General features: G+C 70.7%; 18 protein-coding genes. 12 read left to right on the top strand and 6 right to left on the bottom strand.

What is annotated here, in order from left to right; translation table 11 throughout:
• The first annotated feature begins 7 nt into the window (after positions 1-7).
• The 5 genes from msrA (at position 8) to ACFTZC_RS17435 (ending at position 4,652) form a co-directional block, all read left to right on the top strand.
• Positions 8-673: a peptide-methionine (S)-S-oxide reductase MsrA gene (gene msrA, locus ACFTZC_RS17455; RefSeq protein ID WP_382890501.1), complete on the top strand. Its 666-nt coding sequence runs from the start codon at positions 8-10 to the stop codon at positions 671-673.
• Positions 674-773: 100 nt separating this feature from the next.
• Positions 774-1,085 carry a helix-turn-helix domain-containing protein gene (locus ACFTZC_RS17450; RefSeq protein ID WP_382890499.1) on the top strand — a complete coding sequence of 104 codons (312 nt, stop codon included), beginning with the start codon at positions 774-776 and terminating at the stop codon, positions 1,083-1,085.
• Between the two features lie 287 nt (positions 1,086-1,372).
• Positions 1,373-1,807, top strand: a complete 435-nt coding sequence (locus tag ACFTZC_RS17445) for a hypothetical protein (protein ID WP_382890497.1) — start codon at positions 1,373-1,375, stop codon at positions 1,805-1,807.
• 90 nt (positions 1,808-1,897) lie between these two features.
• Positions 1,898-3,979: a hypothetical protein gene (locus ACFTZC_RS17440; RefSeq protein ID WP_382890495.1), complete on the top strand. Its 2,082-nt coding sequence runs from the start codon at positions 1,898-1,900 to the stop codon at positions 3,977-3,979.
• Between the two features lie 37 nt (positions 3,980-4,016).
• Positions 4,017-4,652 carry a hypothetical protein gene (locus ACFTZC_RS17435; protein ID WP_382890493.1) on the top strand — a complete coding sequence of 212 codons (636 nt, stop codon included), beginning with the start codon at positions 4,017-4,019 and terminating at the stop codon, positions 4,650-4,652.
• 90 nt (positions 4,653-4,742) lie between these two features.
• Here the strand turns inward: ACFTZC_RS17435 and ACFTZC_RS17430 are convergent, their stop codons facing one another.
• Both ACFTZC_RS17430 and ACFTZC_RS17425 read right to left on the bottom strand, forming a co-directional pair.
• Positions 4,743-4,973: a DUF397 domain-containing protein gene (locus ACFTZC_RS17430; protein WP_382890491.1), complete on the bottom strand. Its 231-nt coding sequence runs from the start codon at positions 4,971-4,973 to the stop codon at positions 4,743-4,745.
• Between the two features lie 16 nt (positions 4,974-4,989).
• Complete coding sequence (locus ACFTZC_RS17425; protein WP_382890489.1) at positions 4,990-5,874, bottom strand: helix-turn-helix domain-containing protein; 885 nt, start codon at positions 5,872-5,874, stop codon at positions 4,990-4,992.
• A gap of 147 nt (positions 5,875-6,021) precedes the next feature.
• Between ACFTZC_RS17425 and ACFTZC_RS17420 the strand changes: the two genes are divergently transcribed.
• The 4 genes from ACFTZC_RS17420 to ACFTZC_RS17405 all read left to right on the top strand — a co-directional run bounded on the left by ACFTZC_RS17420 (position 6,022) and on the right by ACFTZC_RS17405 (position 8,724).
• A complete protein-coding gene (locus ACFTZC_RS17420; RefSeq protein ID WP_382890487.1) occupies positions 6,022-6,354 on the top strand; it encodes a hypothetical protein in 333 nt (110 codons plus the stop codon).
• Positions 6,355-6,410: 56 nt separating this feature from the next.
• A complete protein-coding gene (locus ACFTZC_RS17415; protein WP_382890485.1) occupies positions 6,411-7,319 on the top strand; it encodes a phosphorothioated DNA-binding restriction endonuclease in 909 nt (302 codons plus the stop codon).
• A 135-nt stretch (positions 7,320-7,454) separates the two neighbouring features.
• Complete coding sequence (locus tag ACFTZC_RS17410) at positions 7,455-8,117, top strand: ClpP family protease (protein ID WP_382890483.1); 663 nt, start codon at positions 7,455-7,457, stop codon at positions 8,115-8,117.
• A gap of 1 nt (position 8,118) precedes the next feature.
• Entirely contained in the window at positions 8,119-8,724 is a 606-nt protein-coding gene (locus ACFTZC_RS17405) for a ClpP family protease (protein WP_382890482.1), read from the top strand.
• Between the two features lie 18 nt (positions 8,725-8,742).
• Here ACFTZC_RS17405 and ACFTZC_RS17400 read toward each other — a convergent pair whose 3' ends face one another.
• The 4 genes from ACFTZC_RS17400 to ACFTZC_RS17385 all read right to left on the bottom strand — a co-directional run bounded on the left by ACFTZC_RS17400 (position 8,743) and on the right by ACFTZC_RS17385 (position 14,443).
• Positions 8,743-9,285: a helix-turn-helix domain-containing protein gene (locus tag ACFTZC_RS17400; protein ID WP_382890480.1), complete on the bottom strand. Its 543-nt coding sequence runs from the start codon at positions 9,283-9,285 to the stop codon at positions 8,743-8,745.
• Positions 9,286-9,361: 76 nt separating this feature from the next.
• Complete coding sequence (locus ACFTZC_RS17395) at positions 9,362-9,856, bottom strand: helix-turn-helix domain-containing protein (protein WP_382890479.1); 495 nt, start codon at positions 9,854-9,856, stop codon at positions 9,362-9,364.
• Positions 9,853-14,124, bottom strand: a complete 4,272-nt coding sequence (locus ACFTZC_RS17390; RefSeq protein WP_382890477.1) for a trypsin-like peptidase domain-containing protein — start codon at positions 14,122-14,124, stop codon at positions 9,853-9,855. The genes ACFTZC_RS17395 and ACFTZC_RS17390 overlap by 4 nt, the downstream gene beginning before the upstream one ends.
• Positions 14,125-14,131: 7 nt before the next feature.
• Positions 14,132-14,443: a trypco2 family protein gene (locus ACFTZC_RS17385; RefSeq protein ID WP_382890475.1), complete on the bottom strand. Its 312-nt coding sequence runs from the start codon at positions 14,441-14,443 to the stop codon at positions 14,132-14,134.
• Positions 14,444-14,669: 226 nt separating this feature from the next.
• Between ACFTZC_RS17385 and ACFTZC_RS17380 the strand changes: the two genes are divergently transcribed.
• The 3 genes from ACFTZC_RS17380 to ACFTZC_RS17370 all read left to right on the top strand — a co-directional run bounded on the left by ACFTZC_RS17380 (position 14,670) and on the right by ACFTZC_RS17370 (position 18,375).
• The gene (locus ACFTZC_RS17380; protein ID WP_382890473.1) at positions 14,670-15,482 is read left to right on the top strand and encodes an ABC transporter ATP-binding protein; all 813 of its coding nucleotides are present in this window, start codon (positions 14,670-14,672) and stop codon (positions 15,480-15,482) included.
• Positions 15,476-17,008 (top strand): hypothetical protein, encoded by a 1,533-nt coding sequence (locus tag ACFTZC_RS17375; RefSeq protein ID WP_382890471.1) that lies wholly within the window; start codon positions 15,476-15,478, stop codon positions 17,006-17,008. Before ACFTZC_RS17380 ends, ACFTZC_RS17375 begins: the two co-directional genes overlap by 7 nt.
• A 143-nt stretch (positions 17,009-17,151) precedes the next feature.
• A complete protein-coding gene (locus ACFTZC_RS17370; RefSeq protein WP_382890469.1) occupies positions 17,152-18,375 on the top strand; it encodes a ParB/Srx family N-terminal domain-containing protein in 1,224 nt (407 codons plus the stop codon).
• The last annotated feature ends 146 nt before the right edge of the window (positions 18,376-18,521 follow it).

Raw genomic sequence — 18,521 nt, 5'->3', positions numbered from 1 at the left:
GCCGACCATGTTCCTGTCCCGCCGCACCCCCGAGCTGCCCACCGCCGAGCAGGCCCTGCGCGGCCGGCCGGAGCCCGCGTTCGCGGTGCCCGCGCGCCACACGGTCCTCGGCAACCCCCTGGAGGGCCCGTACCCCGAGGGCCTTGAGGTCGCGGACTTCGGCCTGGGGTGTTTCTGGGGCGCCGAGCGCAAGTTCTGGCAGACGGACGGCGTCTGGACGACCCTCGTCGGCTACCAGGGCGGCTTCACCCCGAACCCGACGTACGACGAGGTCTGCTCGGGCCTGACGGGGCACACCGAAGCGGTCCGTGTCGTCTTCGACCCGAAGACCGTCTCGTACGGCGAGCTGCTGAAGGTCTTCTGGGAGTCCCACAACCCGACCCAGGGCTTCCGCCAGGGCAATGATGTGGGCACGCAATACCGCTCGGCGATCTACACCCACTCCCCCGCCCAGGCGGAGGCGGCGGAGGCCTCCCGCGCCTCGTACCAGCAAGTCCTGACGGGCAGCGGCTACAAGACGATCACCACGGAGATCCTCCCGTCCGAGGGCCGCCCCTTCTACCCGGCGGAGGCGGACCACCAGCAGTACCTGGACAAGAACCCGGCGGGCTACTGCGGCCTGGGCGGCACGGGCGTCTCCTGCCCGATCGGGGTGGCGAAGGCCGAAGGCTGACGTCCTGCGAAGTGCCGCCGGGGGCTACTGCCCGCTCGGCTTCCACGCGACCTGGGCCTATCTCGCCGCGGCCTGGGCACCGGATGTTCGAGGAGCAAGATTGAGCACGGGATACCACTCCTCGTGGACGATTCCCGAGGAACATCGAGCTGACCCGGCGTACATCGAGGCCGGGGCCGCCATCGCTTTGGGGCAGGCCGTCTACGACCGCCGCACGGCCCTGGGCATCGATCAGGCCGCGCTCGCGGAACGGGCGGCGCTGTCGCTTGAGGACATCGAACGCATCGAGGGCGGAGGGACGGCTCCCACGCTGCGTCTGATGCGGACCCTGGCGGTAGCGCTGGACGCGAAGCTCGACGTATCCATCGACACGGAAGAGACGCGCCTCTCTTTCGTTCCGCACGCCGCTTGAGTCAACCGGCAACACCAGTTCAGCCACGGCACGGGCGTCCCGTGCCCCATCGGAGTGGCTCCGACCGGCGAGTGAGCCCGGCACGGAGCCCGTCGCCGTCACGACCCCACGCCACGTGGCCAACCCGTGTACATGACCCGCTCATTACGTGTGCGGTCCGGGGATACGGCTGACCGCTTTCCCAAGGCTGATTAAAATCGGCTCCTGAGTCCGGGGCACCGCGCGACGCGGTGCCCCGGACTCAGTTGGGTCCGCCGGATCCGCCGGTCCGCAACGGAGGGGGAGCGATGTCGTTCGAGGAAGAATGGGCTCAGCAGAAGCAGACGGTGGCCGAGCGCCAGTCGTCGGACATGCGGCTCAATCAACTCGACGCCGGCGGTTCCGCCTCGCCAGGGGCGGGCGCTCCCGACCTGGCCACGGCCCCCGCCGCGAAGAAGAAGGCGGCCAACACGATCGAGACCCGGCTCGAACCGGGGACCAAGCAGGCCGCGGACGCGGCCGACGAGCCCACGCGGGTCGCCGTGGCGGAGTTCAAGGGCTGGGACACCGGGTCCGGTCTGAAGAAGGCCCATGAGCACTGGGACACCCAGGTGAAGCGGCTGATGGGCCGGCTGAGCGGGGAGAAGGCCGCCCTGCGCAACACATCGAATCTCTTCGCAGGCCAGGACGTCACCATCGAGTCGGGGTTCGCTCCGCTGCGGTCAAAAGTAGACGGAATCTAACGGAATCCAGGGGGAGCGATGCCGAGCTACTACGAGGTCATGCACATAAAGCTCTCCGAGCTCACCGCGGCGGCGGACGGCTGGAAGAAGATGGCCGGCGAGTTCAAGAAGCTTGAGGATGTGTACGAGGACGAGGTCCAGAGCGTTGGCGCCGGGAACAGGTGGACGGGCGAGAGCGCGTCGGTGTCCGCGACGAACTTCACCATGACCCGGGCCCAGTTCGACGCCGCGCAGAAGGAAGCGCTCGGCATGGAGTCGCTGCTGCGTGACGCCCACGCGACGTTCACCGATCTCAAGGGAAAGGTGGAGTCGGCCGTCGCGGACGCGGTGAAGGCCGGGATGAAGGTCTCCGACCAGGGGATGGCGCGTTACGACTACAGCAAGGTCGATGCGGGCACCGCGCAGTCCGTGCGCCACGACCCGGATCTCCCCAACGTGGAGAACTCGTACACCAGCAACATCATGGACGCGGTGAAGGCGGTCACCGAGTTCGACCAGGACGTGAAGACAGCTCTGCTGAACGCGTCGGGCGCCGACGGCACCGCGCTCTTCGGCTTCAACGCCAAGCCCGTGGGCGACGTACAGGCCGTCGAGGCGCTCGGCCTCACGGACAAGATCAACGCGGGTGAGGCGTCGGAGAAGGAGATCCGGCAGTACCGCGACGTCATGAAGGAGAACTCCAAGGACAAGCACTTCAGCGAGGCGTACCTGAACGCCCTCGGGGCGGAGGGCACGGTACGGCTCGCCGACCAGATGAACCTGGCGGCCAACGAACACGGCGCCTCCGCGGGCGACAGGAAGCTCTACGAGTCCATCAACACCAGCCTGGCCACCACGGTGGCCTCCGGTACGAAGGACCCTGACAGCTACGCCTACAAGCCCTTCATGAAGGGGCTCAAAGAGGTGGGCGACGACAACATCGGCGGCGGCCTCGCACCGACGGCGGGGTATCAGGCGCTGGTCACGCTCATGACGAACGGTGAGGGATACGGGAAGCAGTTCCTCAACGATGTCGGCGACGGCATCATCAAGGTCGAGAAAGCGGAACCCAACGAGTGGACGCACGCCTACGACGTGAGCCGTCCGAACCTGGTGTCGGACCCGCTGGACGGCCTTCTGAAGATCATGAGCGAGGATCCGGACGCGGCAACGTACTTCCTCGACCCCGAGGCCGCAGGCAACAAGAACGACCACCTGGAGTATCTGCTCAAGGACCGTGAATGGCCGGAGGACTACATCGCGGTCCCGGGTGCCGTCAGGGAACTCGAAAACCCCGACAGGGCCGCGAGCCTGGGCGCCGCCATCGAAGCCGCCGCCACCGGCAACGAACCCGGCGCCAAGCCGGGCGAACCCGGCCCGCACACCGAGGGCCAGGCCCGGGTGATGCACAACGCGATCAGGTTCCTGGACGACGACAAGGGCGGCGCCGAGTTCCCCGAGGACCTGGAAAACCTCCGCCAGCCCATGGCCCGAGCGCTCACCGATTACGTCGCCGACACCCACATCATCCTCAACGGCCAGGAATCCGCCTACGGCGGCGTCGCCGGCGCCGACAACATCAACGGCTCCGGCGACAAGGCACACATAGCCGTCGGCCAGGCCAGCCTCGTACGCGTGATGCGGGGTATAGCGGACGACGCGCCCGCCTTCTCCCTCCTGTACGAGACGGAGCGGGCCTACGGCGCCGGCCTGCTCTCCGACGCTCCCGAATTCAAGCCGGCAACAGAGCATGATTCCAGCGCGGACTGGGACGATCGCGGGCATGAAATCGGCAAGGCCATGGGTGTACTCAACGGGATTGGCGCCAATGTCCACAAGGACAGCATGGACGACCGCATAGAGTGGGCCGAGGACACCGCCACCTATTCATCCATCGGCGCGAACGGCCTCATCGGCGAGATTCCGATACTGAGTACCGCAGGAGGCGCACTGATTGATTCATTTGCATATGACTGGACCAAGGACGTGACCGAAGCAGCCGAGGAAGAAGCGAAATCGAAGACCAGCGAAAACTATGCCACAGGAATGGACGGAACCAATGCATTGTTCGACAAATGGGGAGAAAAGAATGGAATTCAGGAGCATAAAGCATTTGATTCGGCAAAGAATCAAGCGGACGCGGGCTACAGCATCGGGCGAGGCGCGGCCGACACACACCTCAGAACACCGTAACGCACTAAAAGCATCCATCGCCGTCGCAGTCCTCGCCTTGGCCGCCACATCCTGCACAGACGAAAAAGCCGCACCGCCCCCTGATCACCCGTGCGGTACCGAGGAAGAGTCCGATGCGCGGGCACTGCTGCAACAGATCATGGGTACCGATAAATACAACACCACGATCCGCAACACCAACTCAAAACTGCTTGAGAAAATGACAGAAGAGTTGCAGAAAATGCAACCCACCGAGAGCGTCATGTCGTTTTCGACCTGCCTGTTCCGCCCGAAAGACTCCCGAGATGGGGGTGAGGCGTTCGGCATCGATTTCACGTGGACCGCGCGCGAGGGCTCAACCGAGAGGAGGTTGCCGTACAAGGTCAGCTATTACAACGTCAATGGAGCACTCGGCGAGGCGAACGATGTCACCACGCGCCTTCGCGTGCCGTGCGATCTGCCCGGAAAATTGCGCAATAAATCGAGCCAGGCTTCCCTTCTCGCAGAAGCGTCAAATACGCTCGACCGGGAAGGCGAATCCGACCAGAAAGCAAGGGATCAGCAATTCAATTTCCTCTACCTGATGACGCGAAAAGCCACTGAAGCCCTCGGCTGCGAGAACAACCCGCTGAAAGAGGACCCGGTGGCCAAGGCGTACGGCACCCCCGAAGACGCAGCCCGAGCCGAAAACTAGAAATCCGATTCGATTCGAACGGCCGCTCGCCGGGAGGGGAGCAGCAGCCCTGACCTTGCCCGCCCCGCCCGGTAGCCCACCCGGGCCGAATCAGCCGGCGGCGCCGCCGGGCTCCGTCACCTTGACGTAGCGGAGCCAGGACGCCGCCTCCGCGTGGCCGAAGGTCACCACAGCCGCCTCCGGGCGCTTGCTGTCGCGGAACGCGAAGCGGCCGTCGGGGAGGGTGGCGGTTTCGACGCAGTCGCCGCCTCCGCCGTTACTGCCGCCTGAGTAACTGCTCTTGCGCCAGGTCGCCTGTGCCGGCGGATCCGCCTTTGGCATCGCCTCTGCCCCTGTCTCACGCATACGAGTTCATCGCCTCGGCGATGACATCCGTCGATTCGGCGCACGAAAGCGCCAGTTCCGTGAGGATGCCGAACCTCAGTGTCCACCAGCGGACATGGTCGCGATCCTCGATGTAGAGCATACCCGCAGGGCCCTCCGTATAGCCGATGTCGGGGATGGGGTCCGGCAGGGAGAGAAGGGCGAACGGGCCTTCCAGGCCAGGGGTTCCACCGGCGCCGCGGGGCAGGACCTGGATGGTCACGTGCGGGCGTTCCGCGAGGGTGAGCAGCTTGCGCAACTGCGCCCGCATGATCTCCTCGGTGCCGACGACCCGTTCCAGGACGGTCTGGTCGACGATGAAGTGCATGCGCGGCGGAGACTCTCGTTCCAGAACGTGCTGGCGAATCATCCGGGCGGTGACCCGGCGTTCGAGTTCGTCCGGGCCGAGCGCCCCGGGCGACACCGCGTTCATCACCGCGCGGGAGTAATCGGGCGTCTGCAACAGGCCGTGGAGCAACTGCGGTTGGAAGTCGTGGAGGGCCACCAGGCCGCCCTCGATGCTGAGCAGCGGCTTCACCGCACCAGGCAGTTCGTCGCCGAAGCTGACCCACCAGCCCTGCTCGGACGAGGTCGCGGTCAACTGCATCAGGGCGAAGCGCAGTTCGGTGTCCGTCACGCCGTACGCGGCCAAGAGCTGTTCCACCTCGCGCGGCTTGACGCGGTGAACTCGCGTCTCGATACGGGAGAGCTTCGCGGCGGACCAGCGGCCCGCGCCCTCCCTGAGCTTGACGACCGCCTGGTCCTGCGTGAGTCCCGCCTGGTCGCGCAAGCCCTTCAGAGTGTCGGCGAGTTGCCAGCGGCGCACCACCGACGATCCACCGTACTGACTCAGTGTCATGACCGCTCCCCGCTTCTCCGTCCGCTCCGGACGCCCGACAGGTGACCCGTCCGGGGGAAAAATGGAAGGCCCAGTTTTCCTGCACCACCTGAACCATCATAGTGTCACGCAAGGAAGCGAGACAACCACGCTCCGTAGGAGGACATCATGTCGGTCGAAGCAGCAGAACCCACCCCTGCCACCCCCACCACCCCGCCCCTCACCCGCGCCGATTTCATCGCCCTGGCCGACGAGTTGGTCGCCGTCACCGCGCCCCGGCTCTTCGCCGTCGTCCAGACGTACGAGCCCGCGGGCACCGGCCCCGAGGACGCCGACGCGTGGGTCGCCGCGTGGGGGATGGCCTTCGAGGAGCATGCCGAGATCGTGAGCGCTTCCGGCGGCATCCGGATGCGTGTGCGCTCGCTGGACCGGGCCGTCGGGAGGTTCGGCCGGGGCGACGGCACCACTGCGCGGGTGGTGTGGGTGCCCGGGGCCGCCTGACCCCGGGGTGGACCGGGTGCGCCCCGGCGAGCCGGCAGTGCCTACAGTCGCGTGTCATGGACTGGATGGAGCGGGTGGGAAGTCTGCGGCAGTGGACGAGCAACGGGGTGCGCGCGCCGCACAAGCCGCTGCTGATGCTGTACGCGCTGGGGCGGTTCCGGCACGGACCGGAGCGGGCGTTGCGCTACTCCGACATCGAGCGCGACCTGAGCGGGCTGCTGCGCAACTACGGGCCCACGAACCCGACATCGCCCGCGTACCCGTTCCACCATCTCGTCAGCGACGGGGTGTGGGCCGTACGGACCGACACCGGTGACCCGAGCCCTGGCACAGGGGTGCGGGCGCTGCGCGACAGCGGGGCGGCGGGGCGGCTCGTGCCGGAGTTGCGGGACGCGCTGGACGCGGACCCGGAGCTGCTCGGGCGGCTCGTACACCTGCTGCTGGACACGCACTTCCCGCCGTCGCTCCACGCGGACATCGCCAACGATGTCGGTCTCGACCTGGAGTTGGACGCCGCCGTCGGATCGGCTGCCGCCCCCGCCCTACGGGAGGACCGGCGGCGCGGTGTCGAGCTGCGCAGACAGGTGCTCGTCGCGTACGAATACCGGTGCGCCTTCTGCGGCTTCGACGGTTCTCTCGGCGGGCTGCCGGTCGGGCTGGAAGCCGCGCACGTGCGGTGGTGGGCGTTCCAAGGGCCCGACGAGCTGTCCAACGCGCTGTGCCTGTGCTCGCTGCACCACAAGCTGTTCGACCGGGGAGTGCTGGGGCTGGACCCGGGCCGGCGGATCACCGTCTCCCGGGAGTTCGTCGGCCGTGGCCGCGCCGCGCGGAGCCATGTGCTCGACCTGAGCGGGCAGGAACTCGTGGGCCCGCAGAGCGGCAGCACCCGCGTCGCCACCGAACACGTCGACTGGCATACGGCGCAGGTGTTCCGGGGCGAGGCCCGGACGCCCGAGCCCGCCTGACCCCGAGGCCGTCAACTGCCGCTCTGCCGTTGGCTGATCTGCTGCCGGCAGAGAAACCCGGCGTCAGGGCGGTGGCCGGGCAAGGGTGGGGAGGAAGGCGCGGCGACCGGCGCCGCGTCATCTTGAGGAGGGCTCATGTCTCCACTCGTCACCGACCTGGATTTCCCGCTGCGACCGCCCCACGCCTCCGAGCAGGGCACCGCGGCGGCGACCACCCCGTTCGACGATCATCTCGCCGCGCGGCTGCTGACCCAGCGCATCGTCGTGCTCGGCACCGAGGTCACCGATGTCTCCGCGAACCGGGTCTGCGCGCAGTTGCTGCTGCTGTCCGCCGAGGATCCGCGCGGTGACATCGGGCTCTACATCAACAGCCCCGGCGGCTCCGTGACGGCCGGGCTGGCGATCTACGACACGATGCGGCTCATCCCGAACGACGTCGCCACGCTCGCCATCGGATTCGCCGCGAGCATGGGGCAGTTCCTGCTCACGGTGGGGGCGAAGGGGAAGCGTGCCGCGCTGCCGAACGCGCGGATCATGATGCACCAGCCGTCGGCGGGCATCGGCGGCACCACGGCCGACATCGCGATCCAGGCCGAGAACCTCGAATTCATGAAGGGGGCCATCGAGCGGATCACGGCGGAACACACCGGCCAGGACGTGGAGACGGTCTCCCGCGACGGCGACCGCGACCGGTGGTTCACCGCCGAGCAGGCCAGGGAGTACGGCATGGTCGACCGGGTCGTCTCGTCGCTCGCCGACGTACGGCCGGCCGCCGCGCAGCGACGGATGGGGCTCTGACATGGGCCAGTACACGATCCCGACCGTCGTCGAGCGCACCGCGCAGGGCGAGCGCGCGTACGACATCTACAGCCGGCTCCTCTCGGAGCGGATCATCTTCCTCGGCACCGAGATCGACGACGGCGTCGCCAACGTCGTCATCGCCCAACTGCTCCACCTGGAGTCCGCCAGTCCGGAGACCGAGATCTCGCTCTATCTCAACTCCCCCGGTGGATCGTTCACTTCACTCATGGCCATCTACGACACGATGACGTTCATCGGGTCCCCGATCTCGACCTTCTGCGTCGGCCAGGCGGCCTCGACCGCCGCCGTACTGCTGGCGGGCGGCGATCCCGGGCGGCGTCATGTGCTCGAACACGCGCGGGTGCTGCTGGGACAGCCGGCGAGCGGCGGTCACCAGGGGACGGTCTCGGACCTCAGCCTCCAGGCCAAGGAGATGGTACGGATCCGCTCCGAGGTCGAGGAGATCCTGTCCCGGCACACGCGTCACGACGTGGCGACCCTGCGCGCGGACATGGACCGGGACCGGGTCTTCACCCCGCACGAGGCGGTGGCGTACGGGCTCGCCGACGAAGTGCTGAGCAGGAGGAGGGTGCGCGTTCGCTGATCGCGGTCGGAGGAGGAGCTACCCGGTCTGCTCCGCGGAGGCGTCCGGTACGACCGCGAGGCTGAGGAGGTGACGGGTGCGGCCGTCGCGCGGGGCGTTGCCGGAGCGCGCGACGACCAGTGCCTCGATGTCGGTGATCAGCTCGGCGAACTCCTCAGTGGTGAGCCACACCGCGCCCTGCCGGTAGGCGACGCCGTCGGTGGCGGGGTCGGCGTCGTCGCGGGCGAGGTAGCGGTCGAAGTCCGCCAGCAGGGCTCCCGAGAACGCGGCGAAGGCCTGCCGGTGGTCCGTCGGCGTCATCACCCGGCGCGCCTCCTCGCCGACGACGGCGTTCTCACGGTGCACCCGGTAGCTGCGCTCCACGGCGCCGCGCACCCGCCGCTCGCCCACCACCTCCAGCACGCCTGCCCGGGTGAGCGTGGCGATGTGCCGGTACATCGTCGCGGGCGCGATGTCGGGCAGTTGGACACGCAACTGCGCCGTGGTCAGGTCGCCGGTGCCGAGCAGGGTCTGCAGGATGCGCATCCGGACCGGGTGAAGGAGCAGGTTCGCCGTTGACATGGCTTCATGGTCTCGCAGCGGGTGATGTTCCCGGCCGCCGTTACCGGTGGTAGACGCGGCTTTTGCTTCGCGTTGGTCAGGCCGCCAGGCGTACGTCACCCGGCCGCGACCAAGTCCCCTGCCTGCCCTGCCTGCTCCGCCCGGCCAGCGCCGTCACCGTACCGTCGCCGGTGGCCTTCGCGGGGCGGCGGTCCTGGCGGGTCCGTGCCCGGTCCAGGCGGACGAGTTCGCCGTGGGAGAGCGCGAGCAGATCGGCCAGCCCGAGTCCGAGGGCCCCGGCGGCAGCGGCCAGGACCTCGGAGGACGCCTCCTTGCGGCCACGCTCCAGCTCGGAGAGGTACGGCATGGAGATACGGGCCGCCTCGGCCACGTCCTTCAGCGTGCGCTCCTGCGCCAGCCGCTCGCGCCGCAGGACGTCCCCGACGAGATGCCGCCAGAGTGGCTCCCTCGGCTGCTCCTTGGGCTGCTGCCCGGACTGCTTGCCGGGCTGCTGCCCGGACTCATGGGCCGCCTCCGCCGTACGCGGGCGCAGGGGTACGACGCGGGCTCGGTTCGGCGCGTGGCTGGTCACTCCCCCAGCGTAGGTGTCCGGCGCCCGGCCGCCAGGGGGCCGGGTTCCGCCCCCGGCGAAATGGGCGTGGCGTGAGGGTCTCCGGGGCGCGGCATTCCGAGGTGCGCCCTCACCACGTCCCGTACGCGGAGCACGGCATCCGGTTCCAGTACGGCGAGGACGGGCAGGGCGTGATGCCAGGCCTCAGGTGTCAGGGCCTGGCGCAGGAGGGCGAGGGCGCCGGCGCGGTTTTCCGCGGTGTCTTCACGGGGTGCTACGAGACCGCACAGTTGGCGGATCGCGTGCCTGAAGTCGTGGGCCGGTCCTGACACTTGGAGGATCAGCACGTCGCCCCCCAGCCCGGCTACGTACGAGGCGAGCGACGCGTAGTCCGCGCCCGTCCGGACGCGGGCGCTGTCCAGCACTTCGACGGCCTTTCCGTCGTCGCCCCGGGCCATGTTGGCCAGGGCCACGGCGCCCCTCAGTCCCTCTACCGTCGGACCCGGCAGCTGCTCCCGGGCGCTCTCCGGATCGGACCTCGAATCCAGCAGCGCCCGCAGAACCCGAGCCTCCTCCGTGAAGCTGACGAGGCGGCGCACGGTGTCCGCGAGGAGGTCCGTGCGCCCCGTGCCGTCGTGGCCCGCGGCCACGAGCAGGCACGCGAATGTTGTGAAGACCCAGCCGTAGATCCGGGAATCGCGGGACAGCGCGCGCTGCCACAGGTCGGCCGTGAAGTCCACGACCCGGGTGGGTGCGCGCTCCCGCAGTGTGGCGGCTACGGCGATGAGCGCCAGGTTCCTGGCATCCGCGTCCTCGAAAACTCCCGCATGGACGCTGCCGGACCGCCCGTCCCGGATGGCCTCGGCCACGGCGCGAGCACGGTCGTCGGCACCGGCGTACCCCAGCGCCTGGGCAGCCACGATCATGGCGCGCGCGTGGTCCAGCCAGTCCTTGATACCCGCCGCTCCGTCCGCCGCCGCCTGTGCCAGCCGCAGCGCCTCATCGCGACCCGACGCGCCCGCCGCCCCGGCCGTCGAATGTTCCACCGACAGCGCCGCGAGCGCCCAGAAACGTACCGCGTCCGTACCGATCCACCCGGTCAGGGACTCGGCCTCGTCGAACCGGCCGACGGCCGCCAGCGTCCTCGCCAGAACGGCGACGGACTCGTCGCTGTCCCGGTCGTGCGTCTCACGGCCGAGCGCGGCCACCGTACGCTCCGCCTCCGCCACCAGCCGTGCCCCGTACTCCGCATCGTCGGCCGCGACGCACCCTGCCAGCGCCGAGAGCGTCTCGGCGGCCAGCCACGGGGGCCTGCACAGATCCGCGAGTACGGCCGCCTCCAGCTCAGCGGTACGGCCCGTCGCCGCGAACACCGCGGCCACCTTGGGCAGGGTCCAGGTCACGCCCAGCCCCGCACTGTCCCTCTTTCCGGCCTTCAGCGCGGCCCACGCCTCGGCGGCCCGCCCCTCACGGGCCCGGCCCAGCGCGATGGCCGTCCACACCCTCGGGGCATCCTTCAACAGCGTGGCAGCGGACTCAAGGAGTTCCTGTGCTTCGTCGACCGCGCCGGTGTCCGCCAACGCGACAACCACGTCATCGACAAGTTGGAAGGAACGTACGGACGGCTCCAGATCGCGCAGCTCCCCCCTCAGAGATCGTGCCGCCCGCCGTGCGAGCCGGACCGCCTCTTCCGGACGGGCGTCGTGCAGGGCACTGGCGGCGGCTGCCAGACCGCGGGTGTCGGCGTCCTCGGCGGCCCGTGTGATCCGGTCGTGAAGGTGGTCCTGACGGCGCGGATCGACAACCGCGTACCCCTTCGCCACAGCCGCCATCACCCGTATCTCCTCGGCGCCGGCCCTCCCGCGTACTGAATCCTCCGCCTCACACAGCAGTCCGGACGCGCGGTCGGGGTCCCGCCTGCTCTCGGCGATTGCCACCTCCACCAGCGGCAACGCCGCCAACGTCGGGGCCCCTCCCGCGTGAATGAACTCAGCCATACCGAGCGCCATGCTCGTCCGCCCCGTCGTAGCCACGGCCACCGCGGCAGCTGTCACGTCCGCTTTGAGTACGGCCGACCAATTCCTGTCATTCATCGCCAGCCACATCGCCACTTGCATCACCTCCGTCGCGGCGGCCTCCACCTGATCGTCCCCCCGCTCCGCGAGGACGCGCGCGACCCCCGCCAGCGCCCGTGCCCGGTCCACCGGCCGGAACACACTGCGCGCCATACCCAACGCGCGCCGCGTCTGCCCCAGCCGTGCCAGCGCCACCGGGATCCCCGGCGGCAGCGTCCGGTTGCGGCGGGCCAGCAGGGCGCCCGCTGCCGTGAGCGCGGCCAGGGAAGAGAGATCACCGGAGCTGCCGGGATCGTCGGAACCCGCCGCCAGTACCGCCTCCCGTACCGCCTCGATCTCCGCGAGGCCCGCCGCGTCGCTGCCCGTCGCGCCGCGCAGGCGGTCGCCGCGCCGGACGTCCGTGGCCAGGGCCGTCGCCCGGGTGAGGTCGCCGAGGGCGGTCACCATGCGCCCGTACGCCTGGAGGAGGTACGGCGGGGTGTCCTGCGGCCAGCCACGCTCCGCGTACCACCCGGCCCAGGTGTGCACGCGTTCGCGGTACGGTCCCGCCTCCGGGCCCAGTTGCTCCAGGGCCGTGACGAGCAGCGTGTCGTGGGCGAAGAGGTAGCCGCGGCTCTCGTTGTACGACCTGCCCGACGGACCGGCGCTGCCACCGCTCTGCCCCCGCATCCGCAGAATGCGGCCGAACGCGCTGCCCAGCCGCTCCCGGACCGCCATCCGGTGGGCGCCGGTGAGGTCGCACAGGTCCTGGAGGGTGAGGCTGCCGCGCGCCGCCGCCAGCAGTCCGACGAGTTCTCTGCCCAGATCGTCCCCGGACAGCGCCCGGGAGAGGTCGTACGTGGCCTCGTACCGGGTGTGCCGGGCGGCCTCCGCCGTACGCAGCGGGACGACCCGGCAGCTCCGGAGCGGATGGCCGCTCGGGACGTCGGGCGGGACGCCGGGGCCCGGTCTGCTGGTCACCAGCGCCCGGACGTTGGGCGGCAGCCGCTGGGGCAGGAGGGAGGCGATGCTCGGGCCCGCGCCGCCGCCGGGGACGAGGGACTGGTCCTCGTCCAGGCCGTCCACGACGAGCAGCAGTGTGCCGCCGTCCCGCGCGACCCGCTCCGCCGCCTCCTTCAGCAGCAGCTTCCGCTCCCCCTCGCGGGCGATCGCGGAGCGGTGGCCGGCGGGCTCGCGGCCCGCGATCGCGGCGAGCTGGTCGGTCACCGCCTCGGCGTACGCGGCGCTGTCGCTCTGGCCGGCGAAGCGCGCGGTGATGAAGAACCACACCGGCACCACCCCGCGCGGCGGATGCAGCGCGAACCAGGCCGCCAGGGCGGTCTTCCCCGCCCAGGGAGGTGCCTGGAGCCACCGGTAGGGCTCGGGACCGCCGCAGAATGCCGTCAGGTCCCGGAGTTCGCGGCCCCGGCCGAGGAACTCGGCGGGGGCGATGTCCTCCAGCTGGGCCCGGAACGCCTCCTCGATCAGATCCAGTCCGGACGCGGGCACCACATCGGGCAGGCCGGCGGGGGTGAGACTGCCGCAGCCCAGCGCCTCCTCCAGCCCCCGGAGCGCCTTCGGGGCCAGTTGCTCCGCCCAGCGGTCCACACGCCGCGCGGCGAGCCGGCCCGCGCCGTCGCCGGGATGGTGGTGCGCCACGACGCCCACGATCCGGCCGCCGCTGAACACGGGGGCGCCCGACATGCCTTCCCAGGGTGAATGCGCCTCGTCCGCAGGGGAGTCGGGCGGGGTGGTGGCCAGGTCCAGCGTGCCCTCACGGCGGTTGGAGAGCACGGCGCACGTCGCGTGGATGTGCTCGGAGTCGCGGTAGCGCGAACCGTCCTCGTCGGTACGGAGCTTGAAGCGCGGGAAGCCGATCGCGCTGCACGGCAGCACGGCGTCGGACTCGCCGACCCGGGCGAAGCCCACAGGCTCGGCCGGTGCGTCGGAAGGGACGGTGTCCGGTGCGGGTACGGCCAGGACCGCCACGTCGATGCCGGTGTCCGACCAGGCCACCGTGGCCACGACCGTACGTTCGCCAGGGCGGTCGGCGTCGAACCGTACGCGGATCTCCGTCCCGCCCCGCACGACATGCGCCGCGGTCAGCAGCCGGCCCGCCGCGACCAGGTAACCCGAGCCCCTGCGGACGCCGTTGGGGACGGTGACCATGATCTCGGCCGCGTGGTCGGCTCGGAGCCCACCGCCGGTCCCCGTGTCGCGCCCCGCCCATCCCACGGCGCTCTCAGCGCTCCCCGTCGGCCTCGTCGCCCGCGATCAGGACGGGGCGGTCGTTCGTTCCGTCGAGTGAGGCCAGTTTCGGCTGGAGGGTGAGGGTGATCCGCTGCGTCTGCGCGTGTGCGTACGAGCCGTCGGCGCCCGCCTCGACGACCCAGAAGCGGACCTTGCCGTGGGCGGACGCGTCGCGCTCCACCGCCACGGTCGCCTCGATCTCCACCGGGCCCAGCTCGAACCGGACCGCGTCGTCCCGGCCGTCCGCCATCGCGGTGTTCAGTTCCCGCCGCAGCTCGCGGATCAGCTCGGACAGTTCGACCACGTCGTCCCCCGACTCCGTTCACCTGCCGCGCCCGTGCGGCTGTCGTGCCGGAATGCTACAAGCCCTCGGCACACCCCGTTCTCACCCCGGTGTGACGGACCGCACACGGAAAGGGAATCCCCGGCGCCCTGTCCGCGCGTCTGGCCGGTGTGGGACCACGCAGGAAGACACCAGAGGCAACACCGGCACCGACACCAGCAATGTGGAGATGTGGGGAGGTTCGTCCATGACCCGTGCCGCGACCGCCGCGGAAGTGGCGCCCAGGGCCTATGCCTGGGAGATCAGAGCAGAGGCGTTGGAAGTACGTGCCGGTGGGCGGAAGACCGCCGTCGACGGGCTCGATCTGGAGCTGGGCACCGGCGTGCACGGGCTACTCGGGCCCAACGGAGCGGGCAAGACCACGCTCATCCGCGCGCTCGCCACCGTACTGCGCCCCGCCGCCGGCGCCCTCGAACTGCTCGGCGCGCCCGCCACCGACCCGGGCCGGCGGCGCGAGCTGCGGCGCCGGATCGGCTATCTGCCGCAACAGTTCGGGTACTACAAGCGCTTCACCGTCCGTGAGTTCGTCGAGTACATGGCATGGCTCAAGGAGGTTCCCGCCCGGGACATCCCCGGGGCCGTGCAGCGCGCCGTCGAACGCGTGGGCCTCGCCGACCGGGCCGACCACCGGATGAAGAGCCTGTCCGGCGGGATGGTGCGCCGCGTGGGCATCGCGCAGGCGATCGTCAACGATCCGGCGGTCCTGCTCCTCGACGAGCCGACCGTCGGGCTCGACCCGGCGCAGCGGCTGCGCTTCCGTGAACTGCTGGTCCGGATCGGCGAGGAGAGCTGTGTCGTCGTCTCGACCCACCTGGTGGAGGACGTCGCCGTGGCCTGTACGGACGTGGTGCTCATGGCGGACGGGCGGCTGGTCTTCCGCGGCACCCCGGACGAACTCGCGGGCGCGGGCGGCGCGGAGCACGCGGGCGACAGTCCGATCGAGCGCGGTTACACGGCGCTCCTGACCCGCCCGGGGCGGGGAACGGGCGGTGTGTGGTGACCGCCTCCTCCTCTCCCACCCCCTCCGCAGGGGCCGGTACGCGGTCCGGGCGGATTCTGCGGATCGAACTCCGGCGTTCCGGCGCCCTGTTGGCGGGTGTGCTGGCTCTCGTCTCGGCCCTCGCCTTCCTCCATCTCCTCACCGGCCCGTGGGTGAAGGGCGACGAGGAGTGGACCGCGGGTTACACCAACGCCGCCTGGTGGCAGCGGATGTCCCTGGTCTTCCTGTGGCCCCTGGCGGTGGTGGCCGGGGCGGTGCAGGGGCTGCGGGACCAGCGCTCCGGTACGCCGGAACTCCTCGCGGCCACACCGCGCCCGCCGTGGCACCGCGCCGCCGGTACGGCGACGGCCCTCGCGCTCACCCTGACCGCCGCTTACCTGCTGGTCTTCCTCTCCGGGGCGGTCCAGGTCCTCGCCAACAGCGGCTACGCGCACGTCGGCTGGCTGCCGATCCCGGTGGTCGGGGCGCTGGCGCTGGTCGCCGGTGGCTGGCTCGGCATGGGGATCGGCAGGGCCGTACCGTCCACGCTCACGCCGCCCGTGCTCGGTGTGGCGGCCCTGCTGCTCTCGGTCGTCCTCAGCGGTTACGTCCTGCTGGATCCGGCGCCGCAGCGGGTCATGCTGCTCGCGCCCGCGCTGCCGGGGCCGCGCAGCGGGTTCCTCACCGTCGCCTGGCAGGCGAGCGCGGGGCAGGCGCTGTGGCTGCTCGGTGTGGCGGCCACCGGTTTCCTGCTGCTGGCCGGGGCGGGGCGGCGGGCCCGCCGCGGTGCCCGGATCCGGGCCCGGCTGCTCGCGCTGGCGCCGATGGCGATGGGCGCGGCGGTCGCGCTGCCGCTGCTGCCGGCCGACGAGTACGACACGTACCGCACCGACGCGTCGGTGACGGAGCCGGTGTGCGAGGGCCGTGTCTGCGTCACCCGGCTGCACGAGTCGCGGCTGGCCGGGCTCCGCGCCCCGGGTGAGGAGGCGCTGCGGCGGCTGTCCCGGCTGCCGGGTGCGCCGTCGTCCGTACGGGAGACAGTCACGCCGTGGCCGCCCGGCGCTCCGGTACGGCGTGACGCGGCGGTCCTGCCCGTCGACTTCGAGGCGCGGTTCCTCGACGGGGCCACGCCGGAGGAGACCACGCGCGCCCTGCTGGCCGGTGCCGGGACCGCGCCCTGTCTCGACCTGTACGCGGACCGGAGCACCGAGGAGGAGCAGGCGGGGCAGGAGCAGGCGTACGACGAGACCGGGGCCGTACGGGAGTTGGCGGCGCGCACGGTCGCCGCGGCGTGGTTCACCGGGGAGTTGAAGCCGCTGCCCGGCCTCGCCTTCGCGCGTGCGGAGGCCGAAGCGCTGGCCCGGCCCGCCTGGCGGGAACTGCGCGCGCTGCCCGCCGGTGAACAGCGCGAGCGGATCGTGGCGCTGCGGAACGCGACGCTGTCCTGCGACGACGACGGCACGGTGCGCGAGGGTGAGCGTGACCTGTTGAAGGTACTGACGGACGGCACAGGTCGTACGGGCGGTGCGCGTGGTGGCGCCCGGTGAGCGGACCATGTCGGCCCGGCGCCGATGACGTTCACCCGGCGGCCACTCCCCCGTCGCGCGGATGCCACCGGCCGGGACGGGGAGGAATGAGTGGATGTGCGCGCCCCCCGCCCTGCCCCGCCCCACCGACCTGTGGAGACCGCATGCCCGGCACACCCGGACCCGGACCCGCCTCAGACCGTACGCCCGCGCCGCGTACCTCTCCCCGACGGAAGACACGGAAGCAGTCGCGCGGTACGGCGGCCGGGCTGACGGCCGCCGCGCTGGCACTGGGCAGCGCGGTCGCGGGCGGCGCCCCGGCGGCCGCCGCGTCCACCGCGACCGTCAACTCCCCCACCGCAGCCTCCAAGTGCGACATCAAGCACGGCGCCAGGCCCGCCGGCGCGGCGGCGAAGGCGAAGTGCGCGCGGACCGGCGATCTCCTCGACGTGACGCTGGACCAGCTCCGTCCCACGCAGCCCTCCGTCGGCTTCGACCAGATCTACTACAAGCTCGGCCGCTACAGCAGCACCAAGGACGAGCAGAACGGCGACTTCAACAAGCGCTTCGACGACTGGTGCGAGACCAACGGCCAGGAGGAGGCGGCGACGGTCCCGGCCGGCGCCACCCTCACCAAGCCGTCGAGCTTCACCTGCACCGTCGCGGTCGGCAAGGAGACGGACGAGACCCGCGCGGCGATGAAGACGGTCGTCGTCGGCCCCGGCGGCGCGCTGTACCTGACCGACGGGCACCACACCCTCACGTCGTTCCTGGAGACGGCCGACGGCGGCCCGAAGATGCACATCCGGCTGCGCGTCACCGCCAACCTGAGCGGTCTGAGCACCTCCGCGTTCTGGCGGACGATGGAGGACAAGAAGTGGGTGTGGCTGCGCGACGAGAACAACCGCCCGATCACCACGGCCCAGCTCCCGCAGCGGCTCGGTCTGGCCCGCTTCCATGACGACCGCTACCGCAGCCTCGTCTACTTCACGCGGGACATCGGCTACCAGGCGCCCGCCGACGCCGCCGAGTACCTGGAGTTCCTGTGGGGCACCTGGCTGCGCGACCGGGTCGACCTCGGCTCGTACGACCTGGCCTCGCCCGCGTCGTACCTCGCCGCGGTGCGCGACGCGTCCGAGACGATGTCGGGGACGCCGGGCGACACCGTGATCTCCGACGGCCGCACCGCCGACGAGCTGGGGCGGATGGCGGAGTGGAACGACGGAAAGAAGCCGACCGGCGGTGAGTTCGGGAAGCTGAGCGCGCCGATCACCGACGCGAAGCCCGGCAAGCTGGCGTACGCGCTGGACTACCGCGGCCACCTCCCGGCCAAGCCGAACAAGCCCGCCAAGCCGGGGCAGCCCGGGAAGCCCGGCCGCGACAAATAACTGGGGCGCGCCACGCGTCCCGGCTACCCTGGACGCCATGTTCAAGCACTACTTCTTCCTGTGATCCGGACCTGCCGCACAGCAGGTCCGACATCAGTCCCGCCCGGCACCGCTCACCGAGCCGTGCCGCCGCCGAGCGGCGCCGC

This window comes from Streptomyces sp. NPDC056987, from assembly GCF_042673865.1.
Lineage (GTDB): Bacteria > Actinomycetota > Actinomycetes > Streptomycetales > Streptomycetaceae > Streptomyces.
This window is presented reverse-complemented; position numbering and strand designations above follow the sequence as displayed.